We start from the raw sequence: 22,315 nt of genomic DNA on the forward strand, positions 1-22,315 counted from the left end.
ACCACCTGCGGGAGTCGGCAGTAACGACAAACATGGTTAGCCTGAGATACCAATGAGATTTCTGCGGCAGACGAGGCTCGGCGTCGCGAACCCAACGGCGGGTCCAGGTGCTCTATAAAGAGCTGCCGTCCAGGCGACGAGGAGGAGGCCCGTGACACAACAGACCTGGGACGAGGTGGGCGGTCTGCTGCCGCACGACGAGTTCCGCGCCGCCAGCGAGGCCATCGTGGCCAACATCGAGCAGGTCATCGAGGGCAAGACCGCCACCGTCCGGCTCGCCCTGGCGGTGCTGCTGGCCGAGGGTCACCTGCTCATCGAGGACGTGCCCGGCGTCGGCAAGACCAAGCTCGCCAAGGCGATGGCCCGGTCCATCGACTGCTCGGTCCGGCGGATCCAGTTCACCCCCGACCTGCTTCCCAGCGACGTCACCGGCGTCAGCGTCTACAACCAGGAGACGCACGACTTCGAGTTCCGCCCCGGCGCGGTCTTCGCCAACCTGGTGGTCGGCGACGAGATCAACCGGGCCTCGCCGAAGACCCAGTCGGCGCTGCTGGAGTGCATGGAGGAGCGGCAGGTCACGGTCGACGGGGTCACCTACCAGTTGCAGACGCCGTTCATGGTGATCGCGACGCAGAACCCGATCGAGATGGAGGGCACCTACCCGCTGCCCGAGGCGCAGCGCGACCGGTTCACCGCCCGCATCGCCATGGGCTACCCGGACCCGCGCGCCGAGCTGGCCATGCTCGACGGGCACGGCGCCACCGACCCGCTGCCGGGGCTGCGGCCGGTCTCCGACGCGGCCACCGTCCGCCGGCTGATCGGCCACGTCCGGCAGGTGCACGTCGCCGACGCCGTCAAGCAGTACGCGATCGACCTGGTCACCGCCACCCGGGAGGCGCCCGACCTGCGCCTCGGCGCGTCCCCCCGGGCCACGCTCCAGTTGCTGCGCACCGCCCGCGCGGTGGCCGCCCTGGAGGGCCGCGACTACGTCCTGCCGGACGACCTCCAGGTCCTCGCGGTGCCGGTGCTGGCGCACCGGATCATCCCGACCGCCGACGCGCAGCTGGCCCGGCGCACCACCGACGCGATCGTCTCCGAGCTGGTGCACCGCCTGCCGCTGCCGCACGACCGGCAGCGGTCGCCGTACGACACCCGCCCCGGCGGCGGCAACAACGGCCGCGGGCCGTACGAGCCGCGGAGGCCGTGACGTGCGCGACGGCCTGCGTGGGCTGACCACCCGCGGCCGATCCTTCCTGGCGGCCGCGGTGGCCGCCGCGATCTCCGCCGGCATCCTCGGCGAGAAGGACCTGCTCCGGGTGGCGGTCCTGCTCGCCGTGCTGCCGCTGCTGGCCGCCGCATACGTCGGGCGCAGCCGGTACAAGCTGGCCTGCAACAGGTCGCTGGAGCCGCACCGGGTGCCGGTCGGCGCCAGCTCCCGGGTGGTGCTGCGGCTGCAGAACCTGTCCCGGCTGCCCACCGGCACGCTGCTGCTGGAGGACCGCCTGCCGTACGCGCTGGGCAGCCGGCCCCGGGTGGTGCTGGAGCGGCTCGGCGCGCACCAGGCCAGCTCGGTGGCGTACACGGTCCGCGCGGACGTGCGCGGCCGCTACGAGGTGGGGCCGCTGGTGATCCGGCTGACCGACCCGTTCGGCCTGTGCGAGCTGACCCGGTCGTTCCCCAGCACGGACCACCTCACGGTGATCCCGCAGGTCACCCCGCTGCCGTCGGTCCGGCTGCCCGGTGAGTACGCCGGCAGCGGCGACAGCCGGGCCCGCTCGGTGGCGGTGCACGGCGAGGACGACGCCGCCACCCGGGAGTACCGGATGGGCGACGACCTGCGCCGGGTGCACTGGAAGTCCACCGCCCGCACCGGTGAGCTGATGGTGCGCCGCGAGGAGCAGCCGTGGGAGAGCCGGGCGACGGTGGTGCTGGACACCCGCGCCGCCGGGCACCGGGGCGAGGGCCCGACGGCCAGCTTCGAGTGGGCGGTCTCGGCCGCCGCCAGCATCGCCGTGCACCTGCGCGAGGCCGGCTACAAGCTCCGGCTGGTCACCGGCAACGGCGCCGACGTCGGTGCCGCCGAGGCAGGCGGCGAGGGACTGCTGCTCGACCACCTCGCCGACGTGCACCTGGACCGGCGCGGCGAGATCACCACGCTGGTGCAGCAGGTCCGGCAGCGGGCCGACGGCGGTCTGATCATCGCGCTGCTCGGCACGCTCGGCACCGCCGAGGCGGAACTGCTGGCCGGGCTGCGCGGCAACGGGGCCACCTGCGTGGCGTTCCTGCTCGACAGCAACACCTGGCTCAACCTGCCCCCGAACGCCCGGACCGAGGCGGAGCGGGCGCACGGCGCCGCCGCGCTCGCGCTGCTGCAGAGCGGCTGGCGGGTCATCGGGGTGGAGCACGGCACCCGCCTGCCGATGCTGTGGCCGCAGGCCGGGCGGGGCTCGCAGGGCTTCGCGCTGCGGGCGGCCATGGCCGAGACGGTGGCCGGCGGACGACGATGACCGGAGGGATGGTCCTGTGACCCCGCACCGCAACATCGGGTTCGTCGCCGCGGCGGCGACGCTGCTGGCGGCGGCCCCGCTGTCGGCGATCTTCGAACGCTGGACCTGGCTGATCCAGGCCGCCGTCGTGGTCGCCGTGGTGGCCGGCTCGGCCGCGTTGAGCCGGCTGGGCCGGATGCCGCTGTGGGGGCAGGTGCTGGCCATGCTGGCCGGGCTCACCCTGGGCCTGACGTGGGTCTTCCCCGGCGGCACCGAACTGCTCGCGTTCGTACCGACCCCGGCCACGTTCGCCCACTTCGGCGACCTGCTCCAGACGTCGTTGCAGGACATGCGCTCGTACGGCGTGAAGGTGCCGGACGTCGACTCGCTGCTGTTCCTCGCGGTGCTCGGCATCGGCGCGGTCGCTGTGGTGGTGGACGTGCTCGCGGTCGGGTTGCGCCGTCCGGCGCTGGCCGGCCTGCCGATGCTCGCCATCTACTCGGTGCCGGTCGCGGTCTACGTGGACAGCGTCCCGGCCACCCCGTTCGTGGTGGGCGCCGCCGGTTACCTCTGGCTGCTGGTCACCGACAACGTCGACCGGGTACGCCGGTTCGGCCGCCGGTTCACCGGCGAGGGCCGCGACGTGGACGTCTGGGAGGCGTCCCCGCTGGCCGCGGCCGGACGGCGGCTCGCAGTGGTCGGCGTGATCGTGGCGGTGGCGCTGCCGCTCGCAGTGCCCGGGATGACCGGCGGGCTGCTGAACAACGTCGGCGCCGGGCCCGGCGACGGCAGCGGGCGGCCGGGCCAGGGCGGCAGCTCCGGCCGGGTCGACCTGTTCGCGGCGCTCAGCGGCCAGCTCAACCAGAGCGAGGAACTCGATCTGGTCAAGGTCAGCACCAACGAGACGACGCCGTTCTACCTGCGCCTGGGTGTCGTCGACGACCTGCGCCCCAGTGGCTTCCAGGCACGCGTGCCGACCGGGCGGCCGATCACCCGCCCGCTGCCCGACCCCGGGGAACGCGCCCCGCGCGGCGTCGACCAGCAGCGCTACCGCGCCACGGTCGAGGTGACGAAGAACCTGAACATGCCGTTGATGCCGGTCTACGCCGAGCCGGTCAAGACCGACGACCTCAACGGCAACTGGCTGTACGACCCGAACCAGCAGGTCGTCTTCTCCAACCGGGACAACGCCCGCGGCAAGAGCTACTCGTTCGACTACGTACGGTCCACATTCAGCCCGGCGGCGCTGCGCGCGGCCCCGTCGCTGCCCTCGGACAGCCCGGTGATGCGGCAGCAGACCGAGCGGCCGTCCGTCCCGGCCGTCGAGGAACTGGTCGCGCAGCTGGTCAAGGGCAAGTCGAACGACTACGACAAGGTCCGGGCGATCTACGACTACTTCTCCGTGGAGAACGGCTTCACCTACGCGCTGTCCACCCGCAACGGCAGCAGCGGCGAGGACATCACCGACTTCCTCGCCACCAAGGTCGGCTACTGCCAGCAGTACGCCGCGGCGATGGCCTGGCTGGTCCGGGCCGCCGGCATCCCGGCCCGGGTCGCCGTCGGGTTCACCAACGGCAGCAAGGCCGACAGCGGCACGTACGTGCTGACCAACCGCAACCTGCACGCCTGGACCGAGGTCAACTTCAGCGGGATCGGCTGGGTGCCGTTCGACGCCACCCCGGCGGCGGCCGTGACGGGCTCGGTCCGCTCGGCCTGGGCGCCGGACATCGACGCCCCCGAGGAGGTCACCCCCTCGACCGGCAGCACCAGCGCTCCCGACGCGGCCGGCCCGTCGGCCGGGCCGAACGAGGCGGACCGGCTCGACAAGGACACCGACCAGGGCCTGACGCTGAACCAGGGCGGCCCGGCCGAGGAGAGCCCGGTCTGGCCGTGGTGGCTGGCCGGCGCGCTGGCGCTGCTGGCGCTGCTCGCCGTACCGGCCCTGCGCCGCTCCGCCCTGCGCCGCCGCCGGCGCGTCCGGGCGGTCACGCCCGCGGCCACCGCGCTGCCGGTGCCGGGCCAGCGCGGCGAAACACGGCAGGTCGTCGTCGGTGTGGACGCCGAGGCGGCCCGCGCCGACGCGCACGCCGCCTGGGACGAGCTGCTCGACACGCTCGTCGACTTCCACGTCCGGGTGGACCGCACAGAGACCCCACGGGCCACCGCCGAGCGGCTGGCCCGGGAGGCGCTCGCCGAGAGGGGGGACGCCGCAACGGGGGTACGCCTGCTCGGCCGCGCCGAGGAACGAGCCCGTTACGCCCGTGACCCGCTGACCGACACGGAGTTGCAGCCGGCGCTGCGTACGGTCCGGGGCGCGCTGGCGGCGGGCGCGGACCGCCGTACCCGGCTGCTGGCCGCGCTGCTGCCCCCGTCGGTGCTGCAGCGTTGGCGTACCGGCCTGGCCGAGCGGTCGGCGAGGGTGGTCACCACGAGCGGCCAGGTCCGGCAGCGCATGTCGCGCTGGAGCCCGCGCCGCCTCCTGGCCCACCGCCCCGCCCGCCCCTCCCTGCCCTCCCCGTCCCGCCCCGTCCCGCCCCGCCCACCCCCGCGGCGGTGATCAAGGAGTTTGTGTCCAAATCCAGCCCTGCTGAAGACACAAACTCCTTGATCACCGCTTCTGGGCCGGGTGCGCACGAGATCTTGGTACGAAATGGCCCCCATAGGGGCGCTTTCCTTCCAAGATCTACGGCGGCTCCCGGGATACGGGAAGCGCATCCCGCCTGCCGAGCGAGCATGGCTGATCAGGCGAGCTGGGCACCCGCCCCGCCTCGGCGATCTTGCAGTTTGTGCCCAGGTGAACGGGACATCCCGGGCACCGCTCTGGCCGAAAGTGCAAGATCGCGGGTGAGGGCGGGTGTGCGCCTGCTGGTGAGCGGCGGGGAGGTGCTCGCCGTGCGCTGAGGCGGGGAGGCTTGGGCACAGGGGGTGAGCTGCCCCGCCGCGACCCGGGCGCGGTGCACATGCTCACGTGCGGGGCGACCCGGCGCGGTGCACACGCTCACGTGCGGCGCGACCCGGGCGCGGTGCACATGCTGACGTGGCGGGGCGACCCGGGCGCGGTGCACACGCTCACGTGCGGGGCGATCCGGGCACCATGTGCTGACGGAGGCGCCGGCGGTGTGCAGAGGAGGCGGACCGCCGGGGGCGCGCCGAGCGGCGGTCCGGACGGCGAGTGGCGGGACGGTGGGACCGATTACGGGCATGGCTGAGCGCGGGCTCTCGCCCGCGTTGCCACGGCGACCGGCAGCAGGTCACCCCGGCGGCGCTTGCCGGCCTGTTACGGAGGCGCCGCCGGTTCCCCGCCCCGGGTCAGGGGCGGGACGCGGTCAGCGGTGGCCCTCCGGGCGCTGCCGCCAGCGGTCCTCCATCCGGTCGAGGAAGGAGCCCCGGCGACCACCACCACTGCGGCCACGGGGACGACGCCGGCTCGTTGTGCCGCCGACCACGTGCAGGTCGGGCGACTGGGATCGGCGGTGCGACTGCACCGCGTAGCCCAACGAGCCCAGCATGACGACGAAACCCGCCACGGCCACCGCGGGAATCTTGATCACGGCACCGTAGATCAACAGGGCCAGACCAGCGACGACCACGCCGGCAGCGACGAGCACGCGACGCCGCGCGTGGAAACGCGGGTCGCTGGCGCGCACGGCCGAGGCGAACTTGGGGTCCTCGGCAAGCGACCGCTCGATCTGCTCGAACAGCCGCTGCTCGTGCTCCGAGAGCGGCACGGCACTCCTCCCCGGTCACGTTGGTCGGCCCGGGCGGGCCGACAGACCGTGGCAGCCAACCGGCTGCTTACCCGCAAGTCTACGAGGGCCCCCGCGCGTCGGAAAGCGGGACGACCTACGGCCGGGTCGGTTTTTCGACTTGTCGTGTATCACGACGGCCGAGAAGACTGGCCGGACCTATGACGGACCGCCCGAATCGGGCAGCCGCCGCATCGGCCGCCGCCTCCGCCTCGCGCCAGCCTCGCTCGGGCGCACCCAGGGTGAGCTGCTGCGGGGTCTCCCCTGCGGGGGCGAGACCTTCCATCCGGACCCCGACCAGCCGAACCGGCTCGCCGGGGGCCAGCGCGCCCCACAGCGCCCAGGCCGTGTCGAACATCTCCCGGGCGGTGTCGGTGGGCACGGCGAGCGTGCGGGAGCGGCTGATCGTCCGGAAGTCGGCGAAACGGACCTTGAGCGACACGGTACGGCCCACCTGCCCGGCCGCCCGCAGCCGAGCGCCGGCCTTGTCGGCGAGCGCGAGCAGGGACCGCCGGATCTCGTCCGGGTCGCTCACGTCGGTGTCGAACGTGACCTCCGCGCCGATCGACTTCTCCACCTGCTCGGGCGTGACTCCGCGCGAGTCACGCCCCCAGGCCAGCTCGTGCAGGTGGGCGGCGGACGCCTCGCCCACCGCCCGGCGCAGCAGGCCGGCCGGTGCCTCGGCGAGGTCGCGCACGGTGCGCAGACCGAGGCGGCGCAGCGCGTCCGCGGACCGCTCCCCCACGCCCCACAGCGCGGACACCGGCAGCGGGTGCAGGAACTCCAGCACCCGGGCGGCCGGGACCACGAGCAGGCCGTCGGGCTTGGCCCGGGTGGAGCCGAGCTTCGCCACGAACTTGCTCGGCCCCACGCCCACCGAACAGGTCAGCCGCTGTTCCTCGGCGACCCGGCGGCGGATCAGCGCGGCGATGTCGGCGGGCCGGCCGAACAGCCGTCGGGCGCCCGCCACGTCGAGGAACGCCTCGTCCAGAGACAGCGGCTCGACCAGCGGCGTGACGTCCCGGAAGATCCGCATGACCGCCCGGGACGCCTCGGTGTAGGCGGTGAAGTCGGGCGGGAGGTAGACCGCGCCGGGGCAGAGCGCCCGGGCGCGGGCGGTGGGCATCGCGCTGCGGACGCCGTACCGCCGGGCCTCGTAGCTGGCGGAGCTGACCACGCCGCGCGGGCCGACGCCACCCACCACCACCGGCCGGCCGCGCAACTCGGGACGGCGGCGCACCTCCACGGAGGCGTAGAACGCGTCCATGTCGACGTGCAGGATGGTGCAGCCGGTGTCGTCGGCGTCCGGCCCGAAGCGGGGGTCACCGCCTCGGGGCAACGACTGGCTGCGGCCCATGCCAGCAGGCTAGCCCGCCGGTCCGACAACCCCACCGCCCGCCGACCCCGCACGAGGCGGGGCCGACCCGGACCCGCGGCCACCAGCAGGGACGAACCGGGATCAGCCCCGGACCACCAGCAGCGGGACCGTCATCTCGGCGGCGGTGTCCGCGCCGTGATACGCCACCAGCCGCGACGCCATCGGCGGTTCGGAGCGGGTGGCGACCACCGCGTACGTGTCCCGGCAGACCACCACCACGTCGCCGATCCGGGTCAGGTGTGCCTCGGGCACCGGCCCGAACCAGCCGGTCGCCACCGCCTCGGCCCGGGTCAGCACCTGCGCGGCCGGGCCCAGCACCTCGGCCCAGGCGGCCACCACGTCGGCCTCGGCGCCCGGCTCGACGTGCAGGTAGCGGACCCGGGGCTCACCGGCGACCACCCGTACCCCGGCGCGCAGCCGGGGGTCGGTGTCCAGGTCGATCCGGTGCCCGGCGGGCACGTCGAGCTGGCCGTGGTCGGCGGTGACCAGCAGCGCGGCGTCCGGCGGCAGCCCGTCGACGAGCCGGGCCAGCAGTACGTCCACCTCGGCGGCGGCGGTCCGCCAGGGCGCGGAGTCGACGCCGCTGAGGTGCCCGTGCCGGTCCAGGTCGGGGTGGTAGCCGGAGACCAGTGCGGGACCGTCCCCGGCGGCCAGCGCCGCCAGCATCCGGGCGGCGAGCGCGTCCACGCCTGCCGCACCCCGGTAGTCGCCGCCCCGGTTGGCGGCGAGCGTCAGGCCGCTGCCGGCGAACTCGGGACGGCTGACCACAGTCACCGCGACCCCGGCGGCGCGCGCCCGCTGGTACCAGGTGGGCACCGGCTGCCAGCTCGCCGGGTCCGGGTCGCCGGTCCAGTCGACGTGGTTGAGCACCCGATCGGTGCCGGGCACCCGGACCGTGAAGCCGAGCACGCCGTGCGCGCCCGACGGGGTGCCGGTGCCGAGGCTGACCAGGCTGGTCGGGGTGGTGGACGGGAAGCCGGTGGTGAGCGGCCGGCCGACGGTGGCGGCCAGGCCGGCGAGCGTCGGGGCGTACGGAGCGGCGGTGGGGATCTGGTACCAGCCGAGGCCGTCGACGAGCAGCACCGCGATCCGGCGTACCCCGGCCAGGCGCGGGGCCAGGCCGAGCCGGTCGGTCGCGCCCGGTACGCCGAGCAGCGCCAGCGCGCTGGGCAGCACGTCGATCATGCTGCCGCCGTCGTAGCGCGGTGCCACCCGGTCGAGCGGGCCGGGCGTCGGACCGGGCGTCGGATCGGGAGCCGGGCCGGTCATGCCGGGCGGCGGGCGAACAGGTGCAACTGGGCGGCGAGATCGCGGTACGGGGACCGGGCGGCGAGGGCACGCTCCAGCTCCACCAGTGCGGCCTGCTGGCCGTCGGCCACCGCGGCCGGGAGCAGGTCGGCGAGCACCCGTACCCCGTGGATCTCCTCCACGACGAGGCCGGCGGCGGTGAGCAGCGCGCTCGCGTCGGCGGCGTCGTAGCGGCGGCGCAGCGTGTCCCGTCCGCCGGTGGTGCCGTGCGGGTCGGCGGCGAGCGCGGCGGCGGCGTCCAGTTGCCCGTTCATCGCCCGGCCGAACACGGCGGCGGCCCGGCCGGCGACCAGCACACTCGCCGCGCCATCCGGGCGCAACGCGGTGACCAGCGCGGACATCACCGGTTCCGGGTCGTCGACCACCTCGAGGACGGAGTGGCAGAGCACCAGGTCCACGGTGGCCGGCTCGACGAGTCCGGTGAGCGCGTCGGCGTCGCCCTGCGTCGCGCGTACCCGATCGGCGACCCCGGCCTCGGCGGCCCGGCGGGTCAGCGCGGCGAGCGCGTCGGGGCTGGCGTCGACCACTGTGACACGGTGACCGGCCTCGGCGAGCGGGACGGCGAAGCCGCCGGTCCCGCCGCCGACGTCGAGCACGGAGAGTCGTTCGCCGGCCCGCCGGTCCAGCTCGGCCCGGAGCACCGACCAGATGACGGCGGTGCGGGGGGTGAGGGTTCGGATCTGCTCCACGCGCCGAGCCTAGTCACCCCCCGGCCCGGGTTCAGGACTCGCCGCCGCCGGCGGGGTCGTCCTCGGCGCGGCAACGCTGGTGGTTGGCCACCGGGCCGTCGGTCACCTGGTATTCCCGCGGCTCGGCCTCGTGGGTGGGCGCCCAGTCGGCGCCGAGGCGGGTCCGTCGGGCGTTCGCCACGCCACCGGCGTTCGTACGGTGAAAGGTCATCGGTTCATCCCCCATACCCCGGGTGGGCCACTCTGCCCACCCGCGTCGGGAGTCTCCCGCCTCCGGCTCGGAGAAACCGTAATGTGGATCACTCCATCAACGGAAATCCCTGGATGCCGGTGTGACGGGGGGCTCGATCGCGTCCAGCCGGTCCGCGGTGAGGTTCGTGACGCCCTCGTGCCGCTGCAGCCGGCCCCGCACCACAAGTGCTCCGCTGGTGCGGGCGACTCGACGGTATCTCTGCCACAACCCCGGGGAGCAAGTGACATTGAGCATCCCGGTCTCGTCCTCCAGGTTGAGGAACGTGACGCCGCCGGCGGTCGCCGGGCGCTGCCGGTGGGTGACGATCCCGCCGACCCGGATCCGCTGTCCGGGTGGCACCTGGCCGAGGCGGGCGATCGGCACCGCGCCCAGTTCGTCGAGGCGGTCCCGGATGAACCGGGCCGGGTGGCTCTCCGGGGACAGGCCGGTGGCCCAGACGTCGGCGACCAGGCGGTCCACCGCGGCCATGCCGGGCAGGGTGGGCGGGTCCGCGCCGGTCACCGTGCCGGGCAGCCGGCCGGGCCGGTCCTGAGCCGCCGCGCCGGCGGCCCAGAGGGCCTGCCGCCGGGTCAGCCCGAAACAGGCGAACGCGTCGGCGGTGGCCAGCGCCTCCAGCTGCGCGGCGGTGAGACCGACGCGGCGGGCCAGGTCCGGCATGTCCCGGTACGGCCCGTGCGCGGCGCGTTCCGCCTCGATCCGCTCGGCCACGTCCTCGCCGAGGGTACGGACGCTGCCCAGCCCGAGCCGTACCGCCGGGCCGCCCAGTCCCCAGGCGTGCGGCGGCTCGCCCGGCACGCTGCCCCACCGGGTCTCCGGCGTGGACTCCAGCACCGCCTTGGCGCCGCTGGCGTTGATGTCCGGCCGGCGTACCTCGACGCCGTGCCGGCGGGCGTCGTCGGCGAGCGTCTGCGGCGAGTAGAAGCCCATCGGCTGGGCGTTCAGCAGCGCGGCCAGGAACGGGCCGGGGTGGTAGCGCTTAAGCCACGAGCTGGCATACACCAGGTAGGCGAAGCTCATCGCGTGGCTCTCCGGGAAGCCGTAGCTGGCGAACGCGGTGAGCTTGCGGTAGACGTCGTCGGCCAGTTCGCCGGTGATGCCCCGCTCGGCCATCCCGGCGTAGAGCCGGTCGGCGATCTGCGCCATCCGCTCCACCGACCGCTTCGCCCCCATGGCCCGGCGCAACTGGTCGGCGCCGGCCGCGTCGAACCCGGCCAGGTCGATGGCGAGCTGCATGAGCTGCTCCTGGAACAGCGGTACGCCGAGCGTCTTCTCCAGCGCGTTGCGCATCAGCGGGTGCGCGTACGTGACCGGTTCCTGGCCGTTCTTGCGCCTGATGTACGGGTGCACCGAGCCGCCCTGGATCGGGCCGGGCCGGATCAGCGCCACCTCGACCACCAGGTCGTAGAACTCGCGCGGCTTGAGCCGGGGCAGCGTGGCCATCTGGGCGCGGCTCTCCACCTGGAACACGCCCACCGAGTCGGCCCGGCAGAGCATGTCGTAGACCTCGGGGTCGTCCAGCGTCATGTCGCCCAGGTCGAGGCGGGAACCGATCAGATCGTAGCCGTAGTGCAGCGCCGAGAGCATGCCGAGACCGAGCAGGTCGAACTTGACCAGGCCCACGGCGGCGCAGTCGTCCTTGTCCCACTGGAGCACGCTGCGGCCGGGCATCCGGCCCCACTCCACCGGGCACACCTCGATCACCGGCCGGTCGCAGATCACCATGCCGCCGGAGTGGATGCCCAGGTGCCGGGGGAACGTCTGCAGCTCGTTGGCGTACGCGACCACCTGCTCCGGGATGTCCGCCACGTCGACCGCGGCGACCGAACCCCACCTGTCGATCTGCTTGCTCCAGGCGTCCTGCTGGCCGGGTGAGAAGCCGAACGCCTTCGCCACGTCCCGCACCGCCGACCGGGGCCGGTACGAGATGACGTTGGCGACCTGGGCGGTGTGTTCCCGGCCGTAGCGGGCGTAGACGTGCTGGATCACCTCCTCCCGGCGGTCGGACTCGATGTCCACGTCGATGTCGGGCGGGCCGTCGCGTTCCGGGGCGAGGAACCGTTCGAACAGCAGCCGGTGCCGGACCGCGTCCACGTTGGTGATGCGCAGCGCGTAGCAGACCGCCGAGTTGGCCGCCGAGCCCCGGCCCTGGCAGTAGATGTCCTGCGCGCGGCAGAACGCGACGATGTCGTAGACCACCAGGAAGTAGCCGGGGAAACCGAGGTCTTCGATCATCCGCAGCTCGTGTTCGAGCTGCGCGTACGCCTCCGGATGCGCCTCGGGCGGGCCGTAGCGCTCGCGGGCGCCGTCCATGGTCAGCCGGCGCAGCCAGCTCATCTCGGTGTGCCCGGGCGGCACCGGGTACGCCGGCAGCCTCGGCGCCACGAGCTGAAGGTCGAAGGCGAGTTCCGCGCCGTACTCGGCGGCCCGCGCCACAGCGCCCGGGTACGCGGCGAACCGCGCCGCCATCTCCGCGCCGCTGCGCAGGTGGGCGGTGGCCGCGGCGGGCAGCCAGCCGTCGATCTCGTCGAGGCTGCGCCGGGCCCGGACCGCCGCCACGGTGGTGGCCAGCCGACGCCGTCCCGGGGTGGCGTAGTGCACGTTGTTCGTGGCGACGGTGGGCAGCCCGGCCGCGGCGGCCAGGTCGGCGAGCGCGTCGTTGCGGTCGGCGTCGACCGGATGGCCGTGGTCGGTCAGCTCCACCGCCACCGTCTCCGCGCCGAACAGCGCGGTGAGCCGGTCCAGTTCCCGGGCCGCCGCGTCGACGCCCTCGGTGAGCAGCGCCGCGGGCACGTGCCCCTTGCGGCAGCCGGTGAGCACCAGCACGTGGTCGCGCAGCTCGGCGGCGAGTTCCTCCAGCTCGCCGTAGACCGGGCGGCCCTTCTCCCCGCCGCGCAGCTGGGCCCGGGAGATGGTGGCGGCCAGGCGCGCGTACCCCTCGTGGCCGTGCGCGAGCACCAGCAGGTGCCGGCCGAGCGGGTCGGGTTCGCCGTTCTGCGGGCCGGGCAGCCCGAGGGACAGCTCCGCGCCGAAGATCGTCGGCAGCCGCAGCGCGCGGGCCGCCTCGGCGAAGCGCACCACGCCGTAGAAGCCGTCGTGGTCGGTGACGGCGAGCGCGGTGAGCCCGAGCCGGGCCGCCTCCTCGGCCAGTTCCTCCGGGTGGCTGGCCCCGTCGAGGAAGCTGAAGTTGGAGTGCGCGTGCAGCTCCGCGTAGGGCACCACGCCGTCCGGGCGGGCCAGCTCCGGCGGCCGGTACTCCTGGCGCTTGCGGCTCCAGGCCGGTGAGTCGCCGCCGTCGGCGTCGACCGCGAGCGGGTCGACCACGTGCAGGTGCCGCTCGCCCCCGGCCCGGCCGGAGAGCACCTGCTCCAGCTTCGACCAGGGCATCTTCGGGTTGTGGAAGCTCACCCCGCGCTCCCCCGGCGCTCAGTCATAGATCGCCTCCACCAGCCACTGCCCGCCCTCGACCGCGAGCAGCAGGGCGGCGCCGTCGGCCAGGCTCACCTGGAACCGGGCCCGGCGGCGCGCCTCGGCCGGCGCCCACCAGCGTTCGTCCACCGGCCACGGGCCGGCCCACCCGGTGATCTCGGCCGGGCGGCCGTCGCCGACTGTGAGCCGGGCCGGCGCCGCGCTGACCGCCAGCCGGGCGCTCACCACGACCGGCTCCCCGGCGGCGTCACGCACGTCGGCCGGCAACGGGGTGGGCAGCACCACGGCCGGCGACGGTGGCGGAATCCGCCCCGGCCACGGCGGCTCGGCCACCGCCCGGCCCCGCCCGGCCCGTCGCCCCGCACCACCCCCGGCGGGTACGACGACAGGGGCGGACACGGCACCCGGAGCGGCCCCGGCGGGCGGCAGGGGTGGCGGGCCGGGACGTGCGGGCGCCCGCTCGTCGCCCCACGGGACCAGGCGCACCTGGTCGGCCGGGGACCGCCCGCCGCCGAGCACGGCGGTGACCACCGCCTCGGGGCCGAGGATGCCCTGCACCCGGCTGAGCGCCCGGTGCGCCCGCTCCCGCTCCTCACCGGTCTCCCCCCACAGCCCGGGTTGCAGCCCCGCCTGGGCGAGCACCCCGTCCGGCACCAGTCGCAACCGGACGATCCCGGCGGTGGGCCGGGCCGGACGCGTCCCGCCCCGGCCGTTGCTGCCGGAGAGCCAGCCGTCGAGCTGCCAGCGGACCCGGTCGGCGATGGCCGCGGCGGTGAGCAGGCCGTCGTGCCGCCAGACCCGGTGCAGCTCCTGGCCGTGGGCGGTGACCGCCTCGATGCCGAGGCGGGTGCAGGCCAGCCCGTACCCGGCCAGCCGTTCGTGCAGCCGCTCGGCGAGCATGCGGGCGGCGAACGCGGCGGCGTCGACCCGGTCGACCGGCTCGTCGTAGTCGGCGGTGACGGTCAGGTCGGCGGGCGGCTGCCGGACCGCCAGCGGACGGTCGTCCCGGCCACCGGCGAGCCGGTGCGCCAGCGCCCCGTCGAAACCGAACCGGGCCAGCACGTCCCCGGCCGGCAGCGCCGCGAACTCGCCGAGGGTACGGACGCCGAGCCGGCGCAGCAGGTCGGCCAGCGCGGGCCGGCCGAGCGCCTCGACCGGCCGGGCGGCCAGGAACTCGCGGGTGCCGCCGGGGGTCACGATCCGGCCCTCCCGGGCGGCCAGCCCGGCCGCGAACACCCCGTCGGCGATGCCGACCTGGCTCTCCACCGCGCAACTCTGCGCGACGTGCTCCACGATCCGCTCGGCCGCCGCCTCCTCGCCGCCGAGGTAGCGGCTCGGCCCCCGGGCCGCCGTGGCGCAGGCGCCGGGCCGGATCACCTCGACGCCGGCGACCACCTCCTCCACGGCGGCCACCACCGGCTCGAACGCCCGCACGTCCCGGCCGGGGTCGTGGTCGACCACGGTGAGGTGCGGGCAGCGCCCCTGCGCCTCGCGGCGGCGCAGCCCGCGCCGGATCCCCTCGGCGCGAGCCCGCTCGGAGCAGGCGATCACCCGGTTGGCGTGCAGCACCACGACCGGGTCGGTGGCGGGCACCCCGTCGACGATCTCGGCGGCGAGGACCGGCCAGTCCGGGCACCAGAGCAGCAGCGTCCGCTGCGGTTCGCCGCTCACGCCGGACCGGCCGCGGCGAGCGTACGGGCGGGTGGGGCGACCACGCGCAGCCGGCGCGACGGCGCGGCGGACGGGGCGCCGAGCCCGGCCGAGCGGGGGATCACCCGGGTCAGCTCGTCGCCGGGCAGCCACACCTTGATCTCCTTGGGACGGGCGGCGGCGCCCCGGCCCCGGGCCGAGACGGTCACCTCGCGGCGGCGCAGCCGCCCGCGACCGGCGCCGAGCCCCTGCCAGACGCCCCGGACCACCTGGAGTGTGACGTCCGCGCCGTCCCACCGTCCGTACGGGACGAGCACGCTTCCGCGCTGCCGGGCGCGGGCGGCCAGCCGGGTGGCGACCGAGGCGGAGACGGTGGCCGGCACGGCGGTGACCACCACGTCGACCCCGTCGATGAGCGCGGCGACCACCGTGGGCCACTCCGGGCCGGGGTCGGGCACCAGGGCCAGCCGGTCCAGGGCGATGCCCGCCTCGGCCGCGGCGCCCGCCCCGAATGTGGGTACGCCGACCACCGCGCACCACGAGCCGGCCCGGGACGCCTCGGCGAGCAGCGCGAGGATCAGCGAGGTGGCGCCGCTGCGCCGGGGCTGGCCGGCGCCGACCGCCACGGTGCTGCCACGCCGCAGACCGCGGTTGGGCAGCAGCCCGGTCAGCTCGGCCCGGACGGGCAGCACCCGGTGACCGCCGGCCGGGTCGGGCGCGCTCGCCGGACGGACCAGATCGGCCAGGGCGGCGGAACCGACCACCATGCGGCCCGCCATCGGACCAACCCCCCGTCGTGTTTCGCCACGGGCCTCGCCCGTGGATGGTGCTGTGGATCGTGTCGTGCGCGGCACGCGTGTGCCGTGGGTGCGGCGCCCGGCCACCCGGGGTCCCGCCGGTGGTGGCCGGGCGCCACGAATCAGGCGGCGGCTGCTCCGGGGCGGGGCGGTGAGTCGGAGGCGCCGAGCCGCAGCGGGCGGGGCAGGCCGTCGAGTGCCGGCTGGTGCGCCAGGCCGAGGGCGGTCTCCACCACCGTCACGAACTCCTCGGCGGCGCGCAGCAGGTCGTCGGCCTCCCGGGCGGTGACCACGCGGGGGATGCCGGCCTCGGCGGCGGCCCGCTTGCTCGCGCCGGCGGCGAAGTAGGCGGCCCACTCGTCCAGCTCGGGGGCGACGGTGGCGAGCAGCACCCAGACGCTGGTGATCCGGTGCCGGCGGGTGGGCGCGGGACGGGCCCGGGCGGCGAGCACGGCGGCGGCGGCGCGCAGCGCCGCCAGGTGGGCGGCGGCGTACCGGAGGCCGTCGGGGCGGGTGCGGGCGGCCTCGGCCAGCCCGTCGCGGGCCACCGCGAGCAACTGGGCGGGGGTGCGGTGCGGCAGCACGTGCGCGGGCACCGTGGGCGCCTGGGCCGGACTGGTCGGCATGGGTCTCTCCTCCGCGTGTGGCCGGGGCGGGCGGTCGCGCGACGGGGAACGTCGCCCGGTCGCCCGGAGCGGTCGGTGCGGAGGAAGACGCACCTTTCAGGTGGCGGCCGGCCGGATGTGGACGCTTCCCCACACCCACACCCGGCCGGCGTGCCGGCGGGTCCGTCGCCCGCCGCCCGGGGGTCGTGGGCGGCGGGCGACGACCTGCCTGACGGGCCCGGACTCGCGACTGTCCGAGACCCGGTGCGGCCCGCGGTGCCGCACCTCCCGGAAGCCGGTGCCGCGAAACACCGCTTCCGGAGCGTTCGACGAGTGCGCGACCGGCTCGGATCAGGCCGGGCCAGCCGGGGAGCTGAGCCGCTTGCCGTTCGGGTCGAACCGAACGTCGAGCGAACCTGACTTCGAGCCGGAATCGAACACTCGTTCTAACTACCCTGACAGTACACCTCCCCACCGACGAAAACGCAACGTGTGACGCGCCGGGGACGCACGGGAGGGCGACGGCCCCCGGGCGGGGCCGTCCCGGGGTGGGGGAAGAATGGGTACATGCAGCCACACCCGAACGTGCAGGCGGTGCAGCGCGCGCTCGACGACGCGGGCGCGCGGAACGGATCGGGCGAGGCCAGCCTCGTCCGACTGCTGCCCGACGCGGTGCACACCGCCGCCGCGGCGGCCGAGGCGCTCGGTGTCGCCGTCGGCGCCATCGCCAACTCGCTGATCTTCGACGCGGACGACGCGCCGCTGCTGGTGCTCACCTCCGGCGCGCACCGGGTGGACACCGCCGGGCTGGCCGCCACGCTGGGCGTGACCCACCTGCGCCGGGCCACCCCGGAGTTCGTCAAGCAGCACACCGGGCAGGTGATCGGCGGCGTCGCACCGGTCGGCCACCCCGCTCCGCTGCGCACCGTCGTGGACACCGCACTGGCCGGGTACGACGAGGTGTGGGCCGCAGGCGGCGTACCCCGGGCGGTGTTCCCCACCACGTACGCGGAACTGCTGCGGATCACCGCCGGCACCCCGGCCGAGGTGGCGTGAACCCCGGACTCGTCACGCTGCACGTGTGGCGTGTGCCCCGCCGGGCCGTACCCGGTGTGCTGGGCCGGATGGCCACCCACCCGGCACGGCTGCGCCGGCTGCCGGGCGTCCGCTTCGCCAAACTGCTCGGCACCGGGACCGGCACCGGCTTCGGCCCCGGCGACGCCGACCTGACCCGGTGGGCCGCACTCGTGGTCTGGGACTCCCCCGCCGACGCGGCCGGCTTCGACGCCTCCCCGGTCGCCCGCTCCTGGGCCCGGATCGCCCGCGCCGCGGTACGGGTGGACCTGCGCCCGCTGACCAGCCGCGGCCGGTGGTCCGGCCGCGAGCCGTTCGGCACGCCGTCCGGCGGACGGGTCACCGGGCCGGTGCTGGCGCTGACCCGGGCCCGGCTGCGGGCCCGCCGCGCGGCCACGTTCTGGCGGGCGATCCCGCCGGTCGCCGGCGCCCTGCACGCCGCATCCGGCCTGCTCGCCCGGTTCGGCGTCGGCGAGGCGCCGCTGGGCTGGCAGGGCACTGTGAGCGTGTGGCGCGACCCGGCGGACCTGGTCGCGTTCGCGTACCGTTCCCCGGAGCACCGCGCCGCGATCACCCGTACCCCCACCGAGGGCTGGTACGCGGAGGAACTGTTCGCGCGGTTCGCGGTGGGCGACGTGGTCGGCGACCGTACGGTGCTGGGCTGGGCCGCCGAGGGCGCCCCGGAGACGGCGAGAGGGCACGCATGAGGCTGGTGCGGTGGACACCGGAAGACCTGGTCCGGCGGCTGGACGACGTGGTGGCCGTCTACGGCGAGGCGATGGGCTACCGGCCCGACCTGCTGGAGGCCCGCCGCGGCTACATCGCCACCCACGTCCGCCGGCCCGGCTTCCGCGCCGTCGCCAGCCTGACCAACGAGGGACACCTGGCCGGTTTCGGGTACGGCTACCGGGGCGCCACCGGGCAGTGGTGGCACGACCAGGTGCACCGGGCGCTGAACGCGCAGGCCCGGCAGCGCTGGCTGGCCCACCCGTTCGAGGTGGTGGAGCTGCACGTCCGCCCGCCCGCGCAGGGGCACGGCCTGGGCGCCCGCCAGTTGCGCGCGCTGCTCGCCGTGGCCGAGGGCGACACCACGCTGCTGTCCACGCCGGAGGCCGACGAGGAGAAGTCCCGGGCCTGGCGGCTGTACCGCCGGTTCGGCTTCGTCGACGTCCTGCGCCACTTCCACTTCCCCGGCGACGAGCGGCCGTTCGGCGTGCTCGGCCGGGACCTGCCGCTGCCCCCACCGGATGCCCCGTGAGCGCGAGGAGTGAGCCGGGTTTGCGAGCCCCGCAGTCGCGAACGAAAGGGCGACACCGTGAGCGCGAGGAGTGAGCCGGGTTTGCGAGCCCCGCAGTCGCGAACGAAAGGCGGCACAGTGAAAGCCGCCCGGCTGCCCTGGGCGCTGCTGGCCGTGCTGGTGCTCGCCCAGATCTGCTACCCGCTCACCGGCGGCGCGACCCGGGCCGGGCTCACGGTGGCCACCGTGGTCCTCGGCTGGCTGCTCTCGGTCGGCCACGCGCTGCTCACCCGCGGCGTCCGTACCGCCGTCGCGCTGGTCGCGGTCGTCACCGGCGGCGGGTTCGCGGTGGAGGCGATCGGCGTGGCCACCGGGTTCCCGTTCGGCAGCTACGACTACTCCGGGGAGCTGGGCCCGAAGCTGGCCGGGGTGCCGCTGATCATCCCGCTCGCCTGGACCTGGATGGCCTGGCCGGCCTGGCTCACCGCGGTCCGGCTGGTCCGTTCCCGCATCGCGCGGATCGCGCTCTCGGCGGTCGGACTGGCCGCCTGGGACCTGTTCCTCGACCCGCAGATGGTGGCCGAGGGCTACTGGACCTGGCTCGACGCCACCCCGGCGCTGCCCGGGCTACCCGGCATCCCGGTCAGCAACTACCTCGGCTGGCTGGGCTTCGCGGTGCTGCTCGCAGTCGCGCTGCGCCCGCTCGCCGGGCCGTCGGCGGACCGGGTCGACGGCCGGGACGCCCCGATGTTCGCGCTCTACCTCTGGACGTACGCCTCCAGCGTGCTGGCGCACGCGGTGTTCCTGCGGCTGCCCGCGTCGGCCCTGTGGGGCGCGGCCGGGATGGCGGTGGCGGCGGTGCCGCTGGCGGTGACGCTGTGGCGGGCCCGCCAGCGGGACCGGGCCGGCGCGCCGGAGCCGGCGTCGCGCGTCGACGCCCCGGCATGATCGCCGCCCTCGCGCTGGCCGTGGCGGTCGCCGCGCTCACCGGGCACACGCTCGTCAACGCGCTCGCCTGGCTGCGCCGCCCGGCCACCGGCCCGGCCGAGGTGGACGAGCCGGTGGCGGTGCTGCTGCCGCTGCGCGACGAGGCCGAACGGGTCACCCCGTGCCTGCGCGCGCTGCTGGCCCAGCGCGGCGTACCGGACCTGCGGATCGTGGTGCTCGACGACGGATCGACCGACGGCACCGCCGACGTGGTCCGCGCGGTGGCCGGTGACGATCCCCGGGTCACGCTGCTCACCGGCGTCGCCCCGCCGCCGGGCTGGCTGGGCAAGCCGCACGCCTGCTGGCAGCTCGCCACCCGTACCGGCCCGGAACCGGCAGTGCTGGCCTTCGTCGACGCCGACGTGGTGCTCACCCCGTACGCGGTGGCGGCGGCCGTGACCGAGTTGCGCGCGGCTGACGCGGCGCTGCTGTCGCCGTATCCCCGGATCGTGGTGCGGACGGTGGGCGACCGGCTGGTGCAGCCGCTGTTGCAGTGGTTGTGGCTCACGTTCCTGCCGCTGCGCGCGATGGAACGCTCGCGGCGGCCCTCCCTCGCGGCGGCGGGCGGGCAGTTCCTGGTCGTGGACCGGGCCGGCTACCTGCGGGCCGGCGGGCACGCGGCGGTGGCCGACAAGGTGCTGGAGGACATCGAGCTGGCCCGGGCGGTGAAGCGGGCCGGCGGGCGGATCGCGCTGGCTGACGGCTCCCGGCTGGCGTCCTGCCGGATGTACGACACCTGGCCGCAGCTGCGCGACGGCTACACCAAGTCGCTGTGGGCGACGTTCGGGCACCCCACGGCGGCGGCGGCCGTGCTGGCGCTGCTGGTCGCGCTCTACGTCGCGCCGCCGCTGCTGGCCGCCGGGGCGCTGATCGCCGGCGCGCCGGCGGTGGCCGCCGTGGCGTTCCTGGCCTACCTGGCCGGCGTCGCCGGGCGGGTGGTCAGCGCCCGCGCCACCGGCGGGCGGGCGTGGCCCGACGCGCTGGGCCACCCCGTGTCGGTCGTGGTCCTCGGTTGGCTGACCGTCCGGTCGTACCATCTGCGGAAGCGACGCCGGCTCACCTGGCGGGGTCGCCCGGTCACCTAGGAGGGGCACGCCATGGCGCGCATCGTGGTCATCGGCGCCGGGGTGGGCGGGCTCGCCACCGCCGCCCGGCTCGCGGTCACCGGGCACGAGGTCACCGTCCTCGAACGGGCCGGCACGGTCGGGGGCAAGCTCGGCCGGTACGCCCACCACACCCCGGAGGGGGTGTGGCACTTCGACACCGGGCCGAGCCTGTTCACCCTGCCGCAGGTCTTCCACGACCTGTTCGAGGCGACCGGGGCGAAGCTCGACGAATACCTCGACCTGGTCCCGCTGGACCCGATCGTGCGGCACGTCTTCCCCGGCGGCGGGCAGGCGCTCGACTCCTGCGCCGACCCGGACGAGTTCGCCGCCCGGATCGGCGCCGCGTTCGGGGACCGGTCCGCCGCCGACTGGCGCGGGCTGTGGCGGCGCGCCGACCGGGTGTGGGCGGCCTCGCACCGGGACATCCTGCGCCGTACCGTCGACTCGCCCCGCGACCTGGCGGCGCTGGCCTGGCGGCTGGGCGACCTGGCCGCCATCGGCCCCGGCCGCAGCCTGCGCGGGCTGGGCCGCCGGCACCTGTCCGACCCGCGGATGCGGATGCTGCTGGACCGGTACGCCACGTACACCGGCGCCGACCCGCGCCGCGCCCCGGCCGCGCTCGTCGCCGTCCCCTACGCCGAGCTGGCGTACGGCGGCTGGTACCTGCGCGGCGGACTGGGCACGCTCGCCGACGCGCTGCTGTCGCGCTGCCTGGACCTGGGCGTGGTGGTGCGCACCGACGCCACCGTCACCCGGATCGACGCCGCGGGCGGGCGGGTGCACGGGGTACGCGTGGCCGGGGCGGCCGCACCGATCCCGGCCGACGTGGTGGTGGCGAACGTGGACGCGCTCACCGTCTACCGGGACCTGCTGCCCGACCCGCGCCGCCTGGCCGCGCTCACCGACCGCAGCCTGGCCGGGTTCGTGCTGCTGCTGGGCGTACGCGGCGACTCCGGGCTGGCCCACCACACCGTCTTCTTCCCCCGCGACTACGACGCCGAGTTCGACGCCGTGTTCGGTGACCCGGGTCGCGGGGTGCGTGCCCGCCCGGCGCCCGACCCGACCGTGTTCGTCACCGCCGCCGACGACCCGGCGGTCCGCCCGGACGGCCACGAGGCGTGGTTCGTGCTGGTCAACGCGCCCCGGCACGGCACCGCCGCGAGCGCCGTGAACTGGCGGCGGCCCGGCCTGGCCGAGGCGTACGCGGACCGGATCCTCGACGTGCTGGCCGAACGCGGTGCCGACGTGCGGGACCGGCTGGTGTTCCGGGAGATCCGCACCCCGGCCGACCTGGACGCGGCCACCGGCGCGCCGGGCGGAGCGATCTACGGCACCGCGGGCGGGCTGCTGCGCCCGGCCAACCGGGGTCCGGCGGCCGGGCTCTGGCTGGTCGGCGGCTCCAGCCACCCGGGCGGCGGGCTGCCCATGGTCACGTTGTCCGCGGAGATCGTCGCCGAGGCGGTCGGCCCGGCCTGGTGAGGGTGTAAGGAGGGGGCCCTTCTTAACGCCTCCGGTAGAGGAAGGGCCCCTTCTTAACACGGGCTGACCGCCGCGCCCGCTCCCCGGCTACGCG

The 22,315-nt window shown here is 75.7% G+C and carries 18 protein-coding genes; 9 read left to right on the forward strand and 9 right to left on the reverse strand.

The window, feature by feature from the left end; genetic code table 11:
- The first annotated feature begins 151 nt into the window (after nucleotides 1-151).
- The 3 genes from FB454_RS16675 to FB454_RS16685 are packed head-to-tail and all read left to right on the forward strand — an operon-like array spanning nucleotide 152 to nucleotide 5,043.
- Nucleotides 152-1,207 carry an AAA family ATPase gene (locus FB454_RS16675; protein ID WP_013287615.1) on the forward strand — a complete coding sequence of 352 codons (1,056 nt, stop codon included), beginning with the start codon at nucleotides 152-154 and terminating at the stop codon, nucleotides 1,205-1,207.
- 1 nt (nucleotide 1,208) lies between these two features.
- Entirely contained in the window at nucleotides 1,209-2,507 is a 1,299-nt protein-coding gene (locus tag FB454_RS16680) for a DUF58 domain-containing protein (protein WP_030271900.1), read from the forward strand.
- Nucleotides 2,508-2,523: 16 nt separating this feature from the next.
- Nucleotides 2,524-5,043 (forward strand): transglutaminase TgpA family protein, encoded by a 2,520-nt coding sequence (locus FB454_RS16685; RefSeq protein WP_145751812.1) that lies wholly within the window; start codon nucleotides 2,524-2,526, stop codon nucleotides 5,041-5,043.
- A 769-nt stretch (nucleotides 5,044-5,812) separates the two neighbouring features.
- Here FB454_RS16685 and FB454_RS16690 read toward each other — a convergent pair.
- The 9 genes from FB454_RS16690 to FB454_RS16730 all read right to left on the reverse strand — a co-directional run bounded on the left by FB454_RS16690 (nucleotide 5,813) and on the right by FB454_RS16730 (nucleotide 16,359).
- The gene (locus FB454_RS16690; RefSeq protein WP_013287618.1) at nucleotides 5,813-6,214 is read right to left on the reverse strand and encodes a DUF3040 domain-containing protein; all 402 of its coding nucleotides are present in this window, start codon (nucleotides 6,212-6,214) and stop codon (nucleotides 5,813-5,815) included.
- 115 nt (nucleotides 6,215-6,329) lie between these two features.
- Nucleotides 6,330-7,589, reverse strand: coding sequence for a DNA polymerase IV (locus FB454_RS16695; RefSeq protein WP_071098316.1), 1,260 nt, complete (start codon nucleotides 7,587-7,589; stop codon nucleotides 6,330-6,332).
- 102 nt (nucleotides 7,590-7,691) lie between these two features.
- The gene (locus FB454_RS16700) at nucleotides 7,692-8,879 is read right to left on the reverse strand and encodes an alkaline phosphatase family protein (protein WP_145751810.1); all 1,188 of its coding nucleotides are present in this window, start codon (nucleotides 8,877-8,879) and stop codon (nucleotides 7,692-7,694) included.
- The gene (locus FB454_RS16705) at nucleotides 8,876-9,607 is read right to left on the reverse strand and encodes a methyltransferase domain-containing protein (protein WP_013475772.1); all 732 of its coding nucleotides are present in this window, start codon (nucleotides 9,605-9,607) and stop codon (nucleotides 8,876-8,878) included. The genes FB454_RS16700 and FB454_RS16705 overlap by 4 nt, the downstream gene beginning before the upstream one ends.
- Before the next feature lie 31 nt (nucleotides 9,608-9,638).
- Complete coding sequence (locus FB454_RS16710; RefSeq protein ID WP_145751808.1) at nucleotides 9,639-9,818, reverse strand: hypothetical protein; 180 nt, start codon at nucleotides 9,816-9,818, stop codon at nucleotides 9,639-9,641.
- Between the two features lie 96 nt (nucleotides 9,819-9,914).
- Nucleotides 9,915-13,265, reverse strand: coding sequence for an error-prone DNA polymerase (locus FB454_RS16715; RefSeq protein ID WP_013475771.1), 3,351 nt, complete (start codon nucleotides 13,263-13,265; stop codon nucleotides 9,915-9,917).
- Nucleotides 13,266-13,283: 18 nt separating this feature from the next.
- Entirely contained in the window at nucleotides 13,284-14,957 is a 1,674-nt protein-coding gene (locus FB454_RS16720) for a Y-family DNA polymerase (protein WP_145751806.1), read from the reverse strand.
- Nucleotides 14,954-15,715, reverse strand: a complete 762-nt coding sequence (locus tag FB454_RS16725) for a hypothetical protein (protein WP_013287625.1) — start codon at nucleotides 15,713-15,715, stop codon at nucleotides 14,954-14,956. The genes FB454_RS16720 and FB454_RS16725 overlap by 4 nt, the downstream gene beginning before the upstream one ends.
- A 140-nt stretch (nucleotides 15,716-15,855) precedes the next feature.
- Nucleotides 15,856-16,359: an SAV_6107 family HEPN domain-containing protein gene (locus FB454_RS16730; protein WP_013475768.1), complete on the reverse strand. Its 504-nt coding sequence runs from the start codon at nucleotides 16,357-16,359 to the stop codon at nucleotides 15,856-15,858.
- A gap of 546 nt (nucleotides 16,360-16,905) precedes the next feature.
- On the opposite strand from FB454_RS16730, the gene FB454_RS16735 reads away from it, so the two are divergent.
- The 6 genes from FB454_RS16735 (at nucleotide 16,906) to FB454_RS16760 (ending at nucleotide 22,221) form a co-directional block, all read left to right on the forward strand.
- Nucleotides 16,906-17,394 carry a YbaK/EbsC family protein gene (locus tag FB454_RS16735; RefSeq protein WP_013287627.1) on the forward strand — a complete coding sequence of 163 codons (489 nt, stop codon included), beginning with the start codon at nucleotides 16,906-16,908 and terminating at the stop codon, nucleotides 17,392-17,394.
- The gene (locus tag FB454_RS16740; protein WP_145751804.1) at nucleotides 17,391-18,119 is read left to right on the forward strand and encodes a monooxygenase; all 729 of its coding nucleotides are present in this window, start codon (nucleotides 17,391-17,393) and stop codon (nucleotides 18,117-18,119) included. The genes FB454_RS16735 and FB454_RS16740 overlap by 4 nt, the downstream gene beginning before the upstream one ends.
- Nucleotides 18,116-18,670, forward strand: coding sequence for a GNAT family N-acetyltransferase (locus FB454_RS16745; RefSeq protein ID WP_145751802.1), 555 nt, complete (start codon nucleotides 18,116-18,118; stop codon nucleotides 18,668-18,670). The genes FB454_RS16740 and FB454_RS16745 overlap by 4 nt, the downstream gene beginning before the upstream one ends.
- A 117-nt stretch (nucleotides 18,671-18,787) precedes the next feature.
- A complete protein-coding gene (locus tag FB454_RS16750; RefSeq protein WP_145751800.1) occupies nucleotides 18,788-19,597 on the forward strand; it encodes a carotenoid biosynthesis protein in 810 nt (269 codons plus the stop codon).
- A complete protein-coding gene (locus FB454_RS16755; protein WP_145751798.1) occupies nucleotides 19,594-20,721 on the forward strand; it encodes a glycosyltransferase family A protein in 1,128 nt (375 codons plus the stop codon). The genes FB454_RS16750 and FB454_RS16755 overlap by 4 nt, the downstream gene beginning before the upstream one ends.
- Before the next feature lie 12 nt (nucleotides 20,722-20,733).
- Nucleotides 20,734-22,221 (forward strand): phytoene desaturase family protein, encoded by a 1,488-nt coding sequence (locus tag FB454_RS16760; RefSeq protein ID WP_013475765.1) that lies wholly within the window; start codon nucleotides 20,734-20,736, stop codon nucleotides 22,219-22,221.
- Nucleotides 22,222-22,315 lie beyond the last annotated feature (94 nt).

It is taken from the genome of Micromonospora sp. CNZ297, from assembly GCF_007827625.1.